This is a genomic window from Micromonospora sp. M61, from assembly GCF_018070245.1.
Taxonomy (GTDB): domain Bacteria; phylum Actinomycetota; class Actinomycetes; order Mycobacteriales; family Micromonosporaceae; genus Micromonospora; species Micromonospora zamorensis.
The window spans coordinates 1-13,621 of sequence record NZ_JAGPYA010000004.1; the positions used below are offsets into that span (position 1 = coordinate 1).

A 13,621-nucleotide genomic window follows, 5' to 3' on the forward strand; every position below is an offset into this window, starting at 1 on the left:
CCGCCCGGCTCATGAGGACACGGACGACGAGCCAGCCGCGACGGTGGTGGGCCCGCTGTCGTTTCGTCCAGGACGGCCACCGCAGTCGCCATCTAGCCTGGACCCGGCAGCTCACCCGAGCATGAGGAGACAGCACAATGCGCAACCTGGTCTACACCGGTTTCATGTCGCTGGACGGCGTCGTGGACTCGCCCGGCGGCGGGCCGTCAGAGGAGCACCGCAGCGGTGGGTGGGTGTTCAAGGACCTCGAGTTCGTCCCGGAAGCCTGGTCGCTGAAGGGCGAGGAGCTCGCGGACACGACGGCGTTGATGTTCGGCCGTCGCAGCTACGAGGCGTTCGCGGCGGTCTGGCCCGGCTCCGAGGACCACGCCGACTACAAGGAACTGCCCAAGTACGTCGTGTCGACCTCGCTGTCCGACGACGCCATCGTCGACGGTTGGGGGCCGACCACGATCCTGCGCTCGACGGAGGACGTCGCCGCGCTCAAGGAGGGCGAAGGCGGCGCGATCTTCATCCACGGGAGCGCGGAGCTGGCTCGGCGGCTGTCCGACGCGGGCCTGATCGACCAGTACAACCTGCTCGTCTTCCCCGTGCTGCTCGGTGCCGGCAAGAGCCTGTTCGGCCGGGCCGACCGGGACAAGCACATGCTGACGCTGCGGGAATCGGAGAGCTACCCGAACGGGATCCTCAAGCTGGTCTACGACGTCAAGCGGTGATCCAGGTCGAGGGCGATCGCGCCGCCGGCCCTGTCGCGCAGCTGCCGGGCGGTGCGATCGACGGGAGGAGCGCTGTGATGGAGCAGGGCACGCGCGAGGAGGTGCTCGGCCGGCTGGCCGAGGCCGTCGGGTCCGTGACGGTCGCACACCCGACGCGGGTGGCCGTCGACGGACCGCCCGCGGCCGGCAAGACCACCCTCGCCGACGAGCTGGCCGTCGTCCTGCGAGCACAGGGTCGCGACGTCATCCGGGCGACGATCGACGATTTCCTCTTTCCCCGGGCACAGCGCTATCCGCGTGGCGAGTACTCGGCCGAAGGCTGCTACTTCGACACGCACGACCACGGCGCGCTGAACCGGGTCCTGCTGGATCCGCTCGGGCCGAGCGGAGATCGACGCTTCCAACCCGCGGTCTACGACCACACCACAGACGCTGTGCTGGCCCCGCCGGTCACGACTGCCGCAGCCGACGCGGTGCTGCTCTTCGACGGCGTCTTCCTCATGCGCCCGGAACTGATCGACCGGTGGGACCTGCGCGTCTTCGTGTCGACCGCGCTCGAATCGACAGTGGAACGTGCCGTGATCCGGGAGGGTCGGGTGTCGTCACAGGTCGACGTCGAGCGGCGCTGGCGCGAGCGTTACATCCCCGCCCAGCAGCTCTATTTCGCCGCCGCCCGTCCGACCGATCACGCCGACATCATCGTGCACAACGACGAGCCCCTACGGCCGCTCTGGGAGACCCGGACACGCTGACGGTGCTCCGGGTCCGGATGCCTACAGACGCCGAACTGCCCGCCGCCAACCGGGCGGCGCGGAGGCGGTCAGTCGGCGAGCAGATCGTGGTGTGCGGCGCGCAGCCGGGCCAGCGCCGGGTCGCTGCCCGGGACGACCCGGCGATCCAGCTCAGCCCACACCTCGGCCAGCGCCACGCGGACCGCACTCAGCTCGGCGGCGTGCCGCTGGCTGCTGCGTCGGTGCTGCTCGTCGAGGCGCCGGGCCCAGCCGGCGGTGACCGTGGCGAGCCGGTCGGCGTCGGCGCGGGCCTGCGCGGCGCTGCGGGCGGCCGAGGCGGGGACGATCGCGGCGACCGGGCGGGGATCGCCGTCGCGGGTGACGACGGTGACCGCGTCGGTCAGCTCGGCCAGCGCGACGAGCTGGCTGAACCGGGTGCGCGCCTCACGCAGCGGCACGGAACGCGGCGGGTCGGGATGAGGGGTGAGCGCGGGGACGGCCATGGATGCATGGTGTCGCCCGGGTACGACAGATTTGCGTCGTCAGTGGACGGTGGTCGGCGATCCGCTCGCTCCGGCCAGCCACTCGTCGGCCAGCACCGACCAGACTTCGAGGTCGATTCGTCCATGCGGGCCGGGGATGACCTGGCGCAGCGTGCCGTCCAGGCGCAGGCCGAGTCGACGGGCGAGTGCCTTGCTGCGGGTGTTGTCGGCGTTGGTCCGCCACTCCACCCGCTGGATGCCGCGCTCGCGCACCGCCCAGTCGACGATCCGGCGGACCGCCGGCGCCACCATGCCCTTTCCCTCGGCTGCCGGCTCCACCCAGCAGCCGACCTCGCAGACACCCCGGGTCACGTCAAACGACACGAGCATGACCCCGCCGACCAGCGTGCCGCGCCACCACAGCCCCCAGATGCCGCCACTGTCGCTGGCCCACCGGTCGGCGTACCGCTGCAACACGCCACGGGCCGACGCCAGGTCGGTGGCCACGAAGGTCGGCGACACCCAGGGCTGGATGTGCTCCCGGGCCCTGTCGAGATTGGCGAGGAACTCCTCGGCAAGCCAAGGGTCCAGCGGGCGCAGCTCGACCTCATCGGTCAGTGGCAGGGCGAACACCGGGCCTCCCCGAAGGTGCGCTGGCAACGACGGGTAGCAGACTCGCACAGGGCCGCAGGCCGGCTGCGGGCCAGGGCCGCTCACTCCGGCAGATGGGTACGCAGGGCGGCGAACTGGGCCACTGTCAGGTAGGAGGGGTTGGCGGCCTGCGGTTGACGGAACACCTCCAGATCGGCGAGTCGGTCATCGGCGCGCAACACCGTGCGGGGCACCCGGTCGCCGGCGGCGAGGATGGGCAGGTCCAGTGGCACCGACCAGGGCTGGCCCCCAGCGCCTGGCTCGGGCGCCCCGGTGACCCGTCCGACACCCCACACCCCGTACGGCAGTCGGGCACGGCTGCCGCTGGCCCAGAAGACCACCGGCTGCCCGGCAAGCATGAGCCGCGCCCGATAGCCGGGGCGTACGCACCAGCTCGTCACCAGTGGCTCGGCGGCGAACCGGGCGGTGAGGTCGACCAGGTCGGCGTTGCCCTTGATCAGCCAGGCGCCCAAGTCGTCGAGGCGCACCCGTGGCTCGGTCATCCGCTCATCCTGCCCGGCCGACGGCCACCCCAATCAGATGATCATGTGGGTCCAGTAGCTGAGCCAGAGCACGAACAGGGCGCCCTGCACGACGGCGAGCGTCGCGGTCAGCCACACGTCGACGCTGGCGCGGCGGGCCCAGCGCGCCAGCACCAGAGCCACCGGGAAGGCGGCGAGCAGGTAGCGCAGCAGACTCTTGTACACCGCCGGGCCCATCGACAGGGGCACCAGCACCATGAGTACGCCGTACACCAGGTAGGGCAGCTCCCGGCGGCGGAACCCGGCCACCAGCACCGCCAACACGGCCACCGCGAACCACAGCCGCGCGGCGTCGCGTGGTTCCCCGGCCAGCCCGTGCAACAGCACCGGCACCGGGTTCTGCACCCTGATTCCCCAGCCGGTCTCCTGGGCGTGCTGGTAGGCGAACCAGTCCCCGCCGCGCCACCGGCAGTACGCCATGAAGGTGAACCAACCGGCGGGCAGCAGCAGCAACGGCCAGCCGATCCGCAGATAACCGAGCAGGGCGCGCGGCCCGAGCCGCCAGTCGTGCTGGCGGAGCAGCACCAGGGCCAGCGGCAGCGCCACGAGCAGGCCGACGGAACGGCTCATCGCCAGGAAGTAGCCGAGCACGCCGACCAGCAACCAGCGGCGCCGCTCGGCGTAGTAGAACGCGGCCAGCGCGAGACAGACGAACAGCGACTCGGTCAGCGCCGCCTGGAACAGGAACGCGGTCGGCAGCAGCACCAGGTACCGGGTGAACCGGCGGGCCGCGCCCGCGTCGCCGAGCAGGAGTTCGGCCAGCCGGTAGCCGTACCAGAGCGCCAGCAGGAACGCCACGTTGCTGATCACCAGCAGGGCCAGCGCGTTGTCGCCGCCGAGCACCGCGCCAAGGGGCCGGGCCAGGAACGGGTACAGCAGCGGGAAACCGAAGTCCCGCCACGGCCCGGTCAGCGGCAGCTCGCTCAACCGCAGGTAGAGCAGAGCGTCCCAGGCGAACCAGAAGGAGATCCACCGGTGCCCGGAGATCTCCCGCTGTTGCGCCCACATCAGCGCCTCGTCCGGCGGTGGTGCCCCGGGAATGCCGTCCCAGGCGTGCAGGGCCAGCAGCCCGAGCAGGGTCAGCACCACCTTCGCGCCGAGGAACAGACCGATGACGTACGCCCAGGGCTCCGGCACCCGGCGAGCCAGGCGGGCCGCGCCGCGGCCGGCCGTGGCCGTGCGGGCGGCCAGCGCCGCCGCGCCGCTGCGCCACCGGTGCATCCGCCCCGCTCCCCCACCTCCGTCGGCCCGCCCGCCGCCGCGCGGGGTGTCGCCCTTCTCGTTGTACGCCGCCGCACGCCGCACCGGAGCGAAAATGAACCACCATCAAGGGTGACATTACGCGCAGAACGGGTACGCGCCGCGCCTCAACCATGACGGTGGGCAGGGAGCGCGGCAGCATGAGCGAGCAGCACGGCACGGTGATCATCGGTGCGGGGCCGGCAGGGCTCACTGCGGCGTACGAGCTGCTGAGACACGGCCTGCCGGTGCAGGTGTTCGAGGCGGACGAGGTCGTCGGCGGGATCAGCCGGACCGTGGAGCGCGACGGGTGGCGGTTCGACATCGGCGGGCACCGGTTCTTCACGAAGGTGCCCCGGGTGGAGTCGTTCTGGCACGAGATCCTGCCCGACGAGGACTTCCTGACCCGACCCCGGATGAGCCGGATCTTCTACCGGGGCGCGCTGTTCAACTACCCGCTCAGCGCCATGAACGCCCTGCGCAACCTGGGGCTGCCCGAGGCGGCCCGCTGCCTCGGCTCGTACGCCCGGGCCCGCCTGCGCCCACCGAAAGATCAGTCGCACTTCGAGGGTTGGGTGTCGGCCCGATTCGGCTGGCGGCTGTACTCGATCTTCTTCAAGACGTACACCGAGAAGGTGTGGGGAATGCCGGCCGACCGGTTGCAGGCCGACTGGGCCGCGCAGCGGATCAAGAACCTGTCGCTGGCCACGGCGATCCGCAACGCGCTGCTGCCCAGCCGCCGACGCACGGACGTGACCAGCCTGATCGAGGAGTTCCAGTACCCGAAGTACGGGCCGGGGATGATGTGGGAACGCTGCGCCGAGCAGGTCCGCAAGCGTGGCGGACAGCTTTCGACCGGCACCTGGGTGACCGCCGTGCACCGCGACCCGAAGCGACGGCGGGCGATCAGCGTGACGGTCGACGGCGCGGGCGGGCAGCGTACCCAACCGGCCGACGACGTGATCTCGTCGATGCCGATCTCGGAGCTGGTGGCCGCGCTGCGTCCGCCAGCACCGCCGGAGGTGCTGGCCTGCGCCGCCGACCTGCGCTACCGCGACTTCCTGACGGTCGCGCTGGTGGTGCCGGCGGAGTTCTCGTTCCCCGACAACTGGATCTACGTGCACGACCCGGGAGTGCGGGTGGGCCGGATCCAGAACTTCGGCTCCTGGTCGCCGTACCTCGTCAAGGACGGGCGCACCTGCCTCGGGCTGGAGTACTTCGTGTTCGAGGACGACGAGATGTGGCGTACCCCGGATGCCGACCTCGTGGCGTTGGCGACCGCGGAGCTGGAGCGGTTGGGGTTGGTCCGACCCGGTGTGGTGGAGGCCGGCTACGTCGTGCGCATGCCGAAGGCCTACCCGGTGTACGACGAGCGCTACCAGCACAACGTGGACGTCATCCGTGCCTGGCTGGCCGAGGCGGTGCCGAACGTGCACCCGGTGGGCCGCAACGGCATGCACCGCTACAACAACCAGGACCACTCGATGCTGACCGCGATGCTCACGGCCGAGAACATCGCCACCGGCAGTACGCATGACGTCTGGTCGGTCAACGTCGAGCAGGACTACCACGAGGAGTCCTCCGGCGGCGACGGTCGACGGGGCACGGGCCGGGACGCGCCGGTGGTGCCCAGCCGGATCATCGCGGCTCCGATCAATGCGCCCGAGGGTGTCGGCGCCGCGGGGAGTGGCGATCGACCCAGGCAGGTGCCGCTGGGCTGACGCCACCGGACCCTGCGCCGCGCCACACATCGGCGATCCCGACGGCAGTTCAGCGATGTTGAAGCAGGCCTCGCTCGGCCATGTGGGCTCGCAATGTCTCGGCATCCTCGGCAGACATCAACCAGCGTGGGATCACGGTGGCCGGCATCCGGCCGACGTACACGATCCAGAAGTCCGGAGTGTCCCTGACCTGGGCGACCCCGTCCCAGGCGATGCCGCCGGACTCCGAGCCGCTACGCATCATGATGTTGGCATCGGTGATGTCGTAGGCGCCCTCGACGGCATAGCCACTGGAACGGCGTCGGGCGCGCAACCGCACCCAGGGCCAGTAGAGCATCGACAGCACGCCACCCACGATCAGCGTCACCCACAGCGGCGAGATCTGCTCGCCCCACGAGAACCCCCGCGACAGTGCCAGACCGATCGCTCCGATCGCCGCCAGCGTCGCACCGATGTAGCTGAACCTGCGCAGCCGAACACTGGCGAGCGCAGCGGCCACCCGGCCCGGGTAGGCGGGATCGGCGGGGACGTCGAATCGGATGTGCACGTCAGAACGATAGTGCCCCGAACCACGTCCGGGTCTGGCGGACACCGAACGCCGGTGCTGGCCGGGATGCTGTGACATATCGCCCACAGCCAGGGCCACCGAAGCCGACAGCCGGTACCTACAGTCGGGCCATGAGCACCGACGAAGGCGCGCGGGCCTGGCTCCGCCAGCGCGGAGCGGAGCAGATCGCCCATCCCGGTGGCAACCTGTACGCCCACCTGTGTCGGGTCAGCGAACGACTCGCCGCGCTCGGCTGCGGCAGTGACGTGCAGGTCGCGGGCCTCACCCACGCCGTCTACGGCACCGACGGGTTCGACCTCGCCCTGCTCGATCGCGCCGATCGTGCGGTGCTGCGAGACCTCGTCGGCGCCGACGCGGAAGAGCTTGTCTACCTGTACGGCGCCTGCGACCGTGAACGCAGCTGGCGAAAGCTGGCACAGACCGGCCAGGTGTTCGACCGCTTCGTACATCAGGTGCGGACGCCGGATGCGGCTCAACTGCGGTCGCTCGTGGACCTGAGCATCGTCAACGAGTTGGACGTCATTGAGCAGGATCCTGCGGTGGCGGACCGGCACGGTACCTACTTCCGCGACCTGTTCGCCTCCTGGGCCCCACTGGCCTCCGAGGAGGTCATCCGCGATGCGCAGCGGGTCCTGCGGCCGTGACATCGACGGCACACACCCGCGTACCTGTCCGCGCCGTCTACCCCGGCAGCTTTGATCCCTTCACTCCCGGGCATACGAACGTGGTGAACCGGGCACGCGGCCTGTTCGACGAGGTGGTCGTGCTCGTCGCGGTCAACGGCACCAAGCATCCGACGATCAACGAGGAGGAGCGAGCGGCCGCCGTTCGGGCCATCCTGCCGGTGGAGTGGACCTCCGTCACCGTTGTGGCCTGGAGTGGATTGACCTCCGCCTACTGCCGAAGCCACGACGTGGGGGTGATCGTCCGCGGCGTGCGCAACACCACCGACCTTCAGGCCGAGTGTCAGCTCGCCGCGATGAACCAGTCGCTGGGCGTCCCCACGGTATTTCTGCCCGCGCGGCCCGAACTGGCCGCAGTGTCCTCCACCGCGGTGCGGGCGCTGGGGCCGTTGCCCCCGTCCACGCGGCCGTAGGCAGCCAGACATCGGCGGACTCCAGGCATCACGGCAGGTGCGTGCAGTGGGCCACCGTGGCGTCATCCGGGGCCCGAGCGGCAACGGCACCGAGGCCGTCGGCTTCGGCCTGCCGGACGCGGCGGACGACACCGGATGGACCGTCGGCGGCGAGCAGTGCCAGGACGCCCGGCCAGTCGGTGAGGCCGTACGGGCTGACGATACGGCTGGCACCGTTGCTGAGCAGCGCGGCACCGTTCAGGTCGGCGAGGGACCGGCTGCCGGTCACCGCCTCCCGGGCCGCGCGCGGGTCGTCCTTGGCGATCCAGTAGCCGCCGACCTGGTTCCGGCGGGCCCGCAGCGCCTCGGCGCAGGAGTCGCGGACACGGTCGTACTCCAGGGTTTCCGGTGCAATGCCGTCCAGGGGCGCCGAGCAGTCACGCCGGGCGGTGACCTCACGGTCGTCGGTGATCACCTGAGGGCCGCCGTGGGCCGGGTCGAGGATGAGGAACGAGTCCGCGAGCAGCAGATAGTCAAGGCGGCCCCGGTACGCGCGCACCACCGCGACGGTGGCCTGCGGGCTGCGCGGGTCCCCGATGTCGCAGGTGTCGCCGTGCGCGGCGGCTGTCTCGCCGATGGCCGTGGCGAGGACAGCCGTGAGGTCCTGCCCGTCGTCGCGCGACAGGTGGCCGAGCAGTGCTCCGCCGAGCCGCTGCGTGTACCAGGCGACCCCATGGAAGCAGAGCGATTCGGCCCCAGGGATGCCGGCACCGTCGAGCAGGACGACAGCGCCGGGAACCGCGCCGACGAAGTCCTCGTTCGGCCGACCGGCCCGACCGGCGCTCGTCGCCAGGCTGACCTGCACTCGTGCGCTCCTGTCTGTGGGCGGGAGTGACTCAGAGGTATATCGCTCGACGACACACGTCGCGTCGGCGAGCCGCCGGCCGCAGAGCGGCGGAGGGTCACGTTCGGGGTCGGCCGGTGATGCCGTCCAGGACGGTGGTCAGGTTGTGGTGGAAGGTCTCCTCGGCATTGAGGTGGGCGCCGTCGATGACGAGTCGGGCCACGGTGGGGTACCTGCCAGTCTTCAACATACGGGTGAGGTAGGGGCCGAGGCTGGCCTGTAAGGCGGCTTCATCGGTGCCGGTGGAGCGGGCGGTGCGCCGGCTGACAGAGCCGGCACGCACAGACTGACAGCGGTCCGCACACCTACGACACCCAGATCACGCAGGGCACGCGACAGCCGCTGCCGGGCAAGGTGGCGCTCGATGGCCGGCGAGGACCCGGATTCACGAGGGCAGTTATTCGGCGATCTTCTGCCGGGCGGCGATGACGGCGGCGTACAGCGCTTCATCCGCGCGCATCTCGGCGTCGGCGCCGCCGCTATTGATCCCGAGTCGGTGCCGGCGTGCCACGAGGCGATCCAACCGGTCGAGTACGGGCCGCGCGTGCGACCCCATCGCGGCGAGGACCCTCAGCGCCTTGCGCCCCCACAGATCGTCGTACAGGTAATCCGGTAGAACCTCCAGCAGTTCAGCGGCTACCGCAGGACCCTCCTGAAGCCATAGTGCGCCGGCCGACGTCAACTGCCCGAAGCCGGGAGCCCGGAACAGGCTCCGCAACTGTTTGTGCTGGCGGGCGGTGAGCCCGCCGTGCTCGGCCAGCCAGGTCAGCAGCGCCGACGCAATCCCATCTCGGCCAGGTCGTTCCGGCCGGCCGGCGAGATACTGCTCGGCCACCGCCCGGTCCAATGTGACTCTGAGAAGGGCAAGTGTCGCACCTTGCGTCGGGTACTGCCGCAGCAGCGCTGCCGCGGCTGCGGCCGCTGGCCCGATCCGTCCCAGAACGTAGAACGCACAGTTCGGGGTGTCGTTCTCGGCCTCTTCGAGTCTGGCAGTAAGTTCCGGCAGCGCGGCAGCAGCAGCCGGACCGAACGCGGCCAGCACCCGCATCGGCAGGGCCGGCGCGCACGAATCCGGCAGCGCGGCCAAGATCTGCCGGGCGGCGGCCACCGGGGCCTGCGGATCAGCGCCCGCCCGAGCAACTGCCTTGAACGCTTCAGTCAGGCGCGGCTCGTCGCTGCCGGAGAGCATCAGCCGTACCAGATGCGGCACCGCCCGGTGGTCGCCGACGCTGCCCAGCGCGGTAGCGGCCACCGCACCGAGCTCAGGATCATCCAGCACTGCCGCGAGCTCGTCCGCGGCGAGACGGGACGCGGTCAATGAAGCCGCCAACGTGTGCAGCGCCGCAGACCGTACATCGGAGATTTCGTCCTGCAGGAGGTCGATCAGCATCGGCGTCACCCGCCCGGGCGCGGCGCGCCACTCACGCATCGCCGCGAGCGCCACCCGTACGCCTTCGAGCCGGACCTGTGGGCTCTCGGACCGGCTCGCCAACCGTTCCGCCCAGGCGTAGCAGTCCTGCTCCCGATCGAGGAGGGTCAGCGCCCGTGCCCAGCGCTCGCCGCCAGTCTGCTCGGTGCGGAACCCTGACCCGTTCAGGACTCCCGCGCAAGGTTCAAGATCGGCACGGATCGCATCGTCCAGCGCCGGCCAAGCCGCCGGGTTGTCCCTGCTGAACACTGCGACGTTGGCCAGTAGCCGGACTGCCGGAACGAGATCCGACCGCAAGCGTTCCAGGATGGCTCTATGGTGCGGGACCTCGTTCCAGGGGATGGCATCCACGAAGGCGATCCGGACGACCGGATCAGTCGAGGCCTCCAACGCCGACATAGCCCGATCAGGTTCAGCGGCGCCCACCAGTAACCTCGCCGCGGTGCGCCGCACCTGCGGATCCCCGTCGTTCAGGGCCGACTCAGCGGCATCTGCTACCAGGAGCCAGTGGGGGTTCCGGAAGCACAGCTCGCACAGCAACTCGAAGATGATCCGCCGGGCCGACAGGCGGTGGTCGGTCGTGAAGGTCAACAGACGGCGGGTCACCGACCCGTCCCGGTCGGCCTCGACCCAATGCCAGATCTGTGACCGTACATCGCTGCCGGGAACAAGAACATCACCCGAGACGACGCCCGCTTCCAGCCATCCCCAGTCGCCCAACGGCGGCACCAGCGCTGGGCCCTTCACTCTGCGAGGCGCGAGGCGCCCTTCCAGTACGTCATGAACCTGATAGTCCCTGACGAGCACTGCGGCACGCAAGGCGTATCCGCTTCTCCGCACATCCAGATGTGTGCACCAACAAGTTGTCACGATGAACGGCGGATCTTGACGTATTCAAAGATGGTCGAAGAACCGAGTAGACCACGTCGCATTGACCGTCGGGCCGAAGACCCATCCGTTAGGCCCGTCGTACGGCGCGGCGAGGATGTGCTCGGGCACGATGAGGTAACCGAGTCCGGCGAGTGCCTGCTCGATCCGTTGCCGGTCGTCGGGGTGCAGGAATGGTTTGTGCTCGCTCGGATTGGAAGCACCATAGGTGGCGAGGTCACCAAACTTGCTCACACTCACGGTCAAGGACAGCGGAATCCGCGTGCGCTTCGTACGACTGCGGCTGGCCTCGGCGGGAATCCAGATGCTGCCGAAACAGGCGGAGTCCTGGGCCAACCCCGAGTCGCACGTACAGCCGTAGGCCTCGCCCAACCGCCCTGCGAGCCGTTCAAACCGGCCCTGGGCCGCAGCGTGGTCGAAGTCCCGTGGCACCTCCAGACCATCACCGTCACCTCGGGCCACCCGCTCGTGCAACGCCGCCCGCATCGGCTCCGGCATGACGCCCTCCACCATGGCCCGGAGAACCGACTCCCGCCCGATGCCGCCCTCCACCGGCGCGACCGGCTCGTCCAGCGCCCGGAGTATCGACCACCAATCCGCGTCCACCATCGTCACGCGTGCACCTTAAGCGGCGGGCTACGGAGCAACCAACCGGTTTGGGCCCGCCGACCCACGACTGACGGGCACCGCGACACCGTTACAGTAGCTGCGGTTCGGGACATGGCGGGAGCGTGGGGATGAGCCTCGATATCTCAGTGTGGATACCGGACGGCGACGCCTACGCCGGTCGGGACGTTGTCGTGGATCCGCCGGGCACCAGCACTGGGGTAGGAGCTGAAGGTCTTCGCTATGAGCTGTGGGGTTCGGCAGCCGTTCGGCGTCTCGGCGCGACGTTCCTGCCGCAACTTGCCGACATCACGGTCGACAACCGTGGGCACCTTCAGGTCTCGCCCGGCCAGCTCGACGCCTTCGAGCAGGAGTGCGTACTCCTGGCAGAGACCGTCGAGCAACTATCCGCCGCGACTGGGTACGACGTAGACCGCATCCTCCATTACCTGGCCAACATGCGGCACGCGGTGGAGCGCGCCAAGGCGATACACGGCGGCATCATCATCTGGTAGCGGCATCAGGTCATCCGGTCCAGGATCTGCCGCATCTGATCGACCGGCAGGGCCGGGTTGGCTGCGGCGGCCTCGGCCAGTTCAGGATCATTGAGAAGCGCGACGATTCGCGGAGCCGGGAGGCGTGGGCTGCCGGCCATCGCCTGCCGCACGGTGACGTCAGGGTCGGTGCCCAACCGGTCGACGAGTTCGGGGTCGGCGTCCGGGTCGAGGGCGACGAGCCGTCGTACCGCCGGGTCGGGGTCGCCGGCGAAGCGGGCCAACCCATCGGTAGGAAACTGCGGAAGCTCACTCAACCGGTCCCGGCCGCAGCAGTGGTACTCGAGGAAAGAGCGCAGCAGCAGTGCTGGCGGTGCAGCCGGGTGGTGCTGGGCGAGCAGGACCCGGACACCCAAGTCGGGGTCGTCGGCCAGGACGGTGACAAGGTCCGCCGGCAACTCGGCGTTGCGGGCCGCCCGGCGGCGCAGCAACGGATTGACCGAACGCGCCCACCGCAGCGCATCGGTTACCTCCGGCGCGCCGCCGTCTGGATAGGGGATCCCCCGGCAGCGCACGTCCGCCGAGCCAAAGTGTCCGTCGCCCGGCGTAGTGGTCACGTCGATGTCGATGCTGGCCCGCTGCGGCTCGGTGAGGCCCGGATGCGTGGAGACCGCGGTTCGGACCTCGACCGCTGAGTCGGTGGCAAGCCTGACAAGCTGGTCGCTGCTCAGGTCGACGCGACCGGTGACTCCCTGCCGGACCGACGGGTCGGGATGGCGCAGCAGCGTCTCGACCACGTCCGGCGGGACACTCGGATTCGTGGCCATCACCCGCAGCGCAGCCGCGTCGCCGGTGGCGAGCACCTGATCGATCAGCGCCCGGGACAGTGGACGCTGCAGCACGTACCAGAATCCGTGAGAGTGCTGGTCCGGTAGATCCGCAGGCTCCATCACCTGCTGGCGGTGCGCGACGGACGCCGAGGCGGTCGCCCGCACCTCGGGTACCTCATCCTCCAGCAGCGCCTGGCGCGACCGCTCGTCCAGCCGGTACAGCGAACCGGCCGCGAACCGGCGCACACCCGACCGAGGGTGCGCGGCGGCCAGCCGAAGCAGACGCGGGTCGTACCCCATAGCGTCGAACAACTCGCCGATCAACTCCTCGCGGCTGAACGGCACATCGGAGGGTGGACGGTCAAGCTCGGCCAACAACCTCACCAACACGTCGTCAGGCAGCGATGCCTGACCGGGCCGGCCGAACGCGCGGAGCCTCACCCGCCACACCGGGTCGGCCAGCAGTTGGGTACGCGCCAGAGGATCGACCTGTGGGTGGGTGGCGAGCGCTCCGCGGACCCGGGGCGAGGGATGGTGCAGCATCGCATCCCGCACCGGCGGCGGCAGCTCGCGGCGGAGCCGTAGCCCCTCGCACACCTGCTCCGGCCACAGATCTACCAGTCGGAGCAGCACGTCGGTGGGCGCTGCAGGGTTCCTCGCCAGCCCGGCCGGCAGAGACGAACACCGATCGAACCATGCGTCGCCGATCATGAAATGCACCCTACGCCGACACCGACTGGATTAA

At 70.0% G+C, this 13,621-nt stretch carries 16 protein-coding genes; 6 read left to right on the forward strand and 10 right to left on the reverse strand.

Annotation, left to right across the window (positions count from 1 at the left end; translation table 11 throughout):
• Positions 1-137: 137 nt before the first annotated feature.
• Together KBX34_RS03315 and KBX34_RS03320 are read left to right on the forward strand one after the other, a co-directional pair.
• Positions 138-716: a dihydrofolate reductase family protein gene (locus KBX34_RS03315; RefSeq protein ID WP_088948490.1), complete on the forward strand. Its 579-nt coding sequence runs from the start codon at positions 138-140 to the stop codon at positions 714-716.
• A gap of 77 nt (positions 717-793) precedes the next feature.
• Positions 794-1,468 (forward strand): cytidylate kinase family protein, encoded by a 675-nt coding sequence (locus KBX34_RS03320; RefSeq protein ID WP_210923168.1) that lies wholly within the window; start codon positions 794-796, stop codon positions 1,466-1,468.
• 68 nt (positions 1,469-1,536) lie between these two features.
• Here KBX34_RS03320 and KBX34_RS03325 read toward each other — a convergent pair whose 3' ends face one another.
• The 4 genes from KBX34_RS03325 to KBX34_RS03340 form a co-directional block, all read right to left on the reverse strand.
• Positions 1,537-1,950 (reverse strand): type II toxin-antitoxin system Phd/YefM family antitoxin, encoded by a 414-nt coding sequence (locus KBX34_RS03325; RefSeq protein ID WP_099854129.1) that lies wholly within the window; start codon positions 1,948-1,950, stop codon positions 1,537-1,539.
• A gap of 39 nt (positions 1,951-1,989) precedes the next feature.
• Entirely contained in the window at positions 1,990-2,562 is a 573-nt protein-coding gene (locus KBX34_RS03330; RefSeq protein ID WP_210923169.1) for a GNAT family N-acetyltransferase, read from the reverse strand.
• Positions 2,563-2,642: 80 nt separating this feature from the next.
• Positions 2,643-3,083, reverse strand: a complete 441-nt coding sequence (locus KBX34_RS03335; protein ID WP_210923177.1) for a hypothetical protein — start codon at positions 3,081-3,083, stop codon at positions 2,643-2,645.
• Between the two features lie 33 nt (positions 3,084-3,116).
• Positions 3,117-4,427 (reverse strand): hypothetical protein, encoded by a 1,311-nt coding sequence (locus KBX34_RS03340; RefSeq protein WP_307871315.1) that lies wholly within the window; start codon positions 4,425-4,427, stop codon positions 3,117-3,119.
• 95 nt (positions 4,428-4,522) lie between these two features.
• On the opposite strand from KBX34_RS03340, the gene KBX34_RS03345 reads away from it, so the two are divergent.
• A complete protein-coding gene (locus KBX34_RS03345; RefSeq protein ID WP_210923179.1) occupies positions 4,523-6,082 on the forward strand; it encodes an NAD(P)/FAD-dependent oxidoreductase in 1,560 nt (519 codons plus the stop codon).
• Between the two features lie 49 nt (positions 6,083-6,131).
• Here the strand turns inward: KBX34_RS03345 and KBX34_RS03350 are convergent, their stop codons facing one another.
• On the reverse strand, positions 6,132-6,629 hold the full coding sequence (locus KBX34_RS03350; protein WP_210923181.1) for a YcxB family protein: 498 nt from the start codon (positions 6,627-6,629) through the stop codon (positions 6,132-6,134).
• Between the two features lie 131 nt (positions 6,630-6,760).
• On the opposite strand from KBX34_RS03350, the gene KBX34_RS03355 reads away from it, so the two are divergent.
• The gene (locus KBX34_RS03355) at positions 6,761-7,294 is read left to right on the forward strand and encodes a DUF6817 domain-containing protein (protein WP_210789837.1); all 534 of its coding nucleotides are present in this window, start codon (positions 6,761-6,763) and stop codon (positions 7,292-7,294) included.
• An 83-nt stretch (positions 7,295-7,377) separates the two neighbouring features.
• Positions 7,378-7,746 carry a pantetheine-phosphate adenylyltransferase gene (locus KBX34_RS03360; RefSeq protein ID WP_374223650.1) on the forward strand — a complete coding sequence of 123 codons (369 nt, stop codon included), beginning with the start codon at positions 7,378-7,380 and terminating at the stop codon, positions 7,744-7,746.
• 28 nt (positions 7,747-7,774) lie between these two features.
• Here KBX34_RS03360 and KBX34_RS03365 read toward each other — a convergent pair whose 3' ends face one another.
• The 4 genes from KBX34_RS03365 to KBX34_RS03375 form a co-directional block, all read right to left on the reverse strand.
• Positions 7,775-8,590, reverse strand: coding sequence for a hypothetical protein (locus KBX34_RS03365; protein WP_210923185.1), 816 nt, complete (start codon positions 8,588-8,590; stop codon positions 7,775-7,777).
• Between the two features lie 97 nt (positions 8,591-8,687).
• Positions 8,688-8,912: a TetR/AcrR family transcriptional regulator C-terminal domain-containing protein gene (locus KBX34_RS33350; protein WP_307871316.1), complete on the reverse strand. Its 225-nt coding sequence runs from the start codon at positions 8,910-8,912 to the stop codon at positions 8,688-8,690.
• Between the two features lie 114 nt (positions 8,913-9,026).
• Complete coding sequence (locus KBX34_RS03370; RefSeq protein WP_210923187.1) at positions 9,027-10,865, reverse strand: HEAT repeat domain-containing protein; 1,839 nt, start codon at positions 10,863-10,865, stop codon at positions 9,027-9,029.
• A gap of 87 nt (positions 10,866-10,952) precedes the next feature.
• Positions 10,953-11,561: a hypothetical protein gene (locus KBX34_RS03375; protein ID WP_210923189.1), complete on the reverse strand. Its 609-nt coding sequence runs from the start codon at positions 11,559-11,561 to the stop codon at positions 10,953-10,955.
• A 122-nt stretch (positions 11,562-11,683) separates the two neighbouring features.
• Here KBX34_RS03375 and KBX34_RS03380 point away from each other — a divergent pair, with 122 nt between their 5' ends.
• A complete protein-coding gene (locus KBX34_RS03380) occupies positions 11,684-12,067 on the forward strand; it encodes a hypothetical protein (RefSeq protein ID WP_247666781.1) in 384 nt (127 codons plus the stop codon).
• Between the two features lie 5 nt (positions 12,068-12,072).
• Here KBX34_RS03380 and KBX34_RS03385 read toward each other — a convergent pair whose 3' ends face one another.
• Positions 12,073-13,587, reverse strand: coding sequence for a hypothetical protein (locus tag KBX34_RS03385; protein WP_247671415.1), 1,515 nt, complete (start codon positions 13,585-13,587; stop codon positions 12,073-12,075).
• Positions 13,588-13,621 lie beyond the last annotated feature (34 nt).

What these genes read in the sequence shown, in the direction of transcription:
- KBX34_RS03315 (WP_088948490.1), top strand. Translation starts at nt 138, where the DNA reads ATGCGCAACCTGGTCTACACCGGTTTCATGTCGCTGGACGGCGTCGTG.
- KBX34_RS03320 (WP_210923168.1), top strand. Translation starts at nt 794, where the DNA reads ATGGAGCAGGGCACGCGCGAGGAGGTGCTCGGCCGGCTGGCCGAGGCC.
- KBX34_RS03325 (WP_099854129.1), bottom strand. Translation starts at nt 1,950, where the DNA reads ATGGCCGTCCCCGCGCTCACCCCTCATCCCGACCCGCCGCGTTCCGTG.
- KBX34_RS03335 (WP_210923177.1), bottom strand. Translation starts at nt 3,083, where the DNA reads ATGACCGAGCCACGGGTGCGCCTCGACGACTTGGGCGCCTGGCTGATC.
- KBX34_RS03345 (WP_210923179.1), top strand. Translation starts at nt 4,523, where the DNA reads ATGAGCGAGCAGCACGGCACGGTGATCATCGGTGCGGGGCCGGCAGGG.
- KBX34_RS03355 (WP_210789837.1), top strand. Translation starts at nt 6,761, where the DNA reads ATGAGCACCGACGAAGGCGCGCGGGCCTGGCTCCGCCAGCGCGGAGCG.
- KBX34_RS03380 (WP_247666781.1), top strand. Translation starts at nt 11,684, where the DNA reads ATGAGCCTCGATATCTCAGTGTGGATACCGGACGGCGACGCCTACGCC.
- KBX34_RS03385 (WP_247671415.1), bottom strand. Translation starts at nt 13,587, where the DNA reads ATGATCGGCGACGCATGGTTCGATCGGTGTTCGTCTCTGCCGGCCGGG.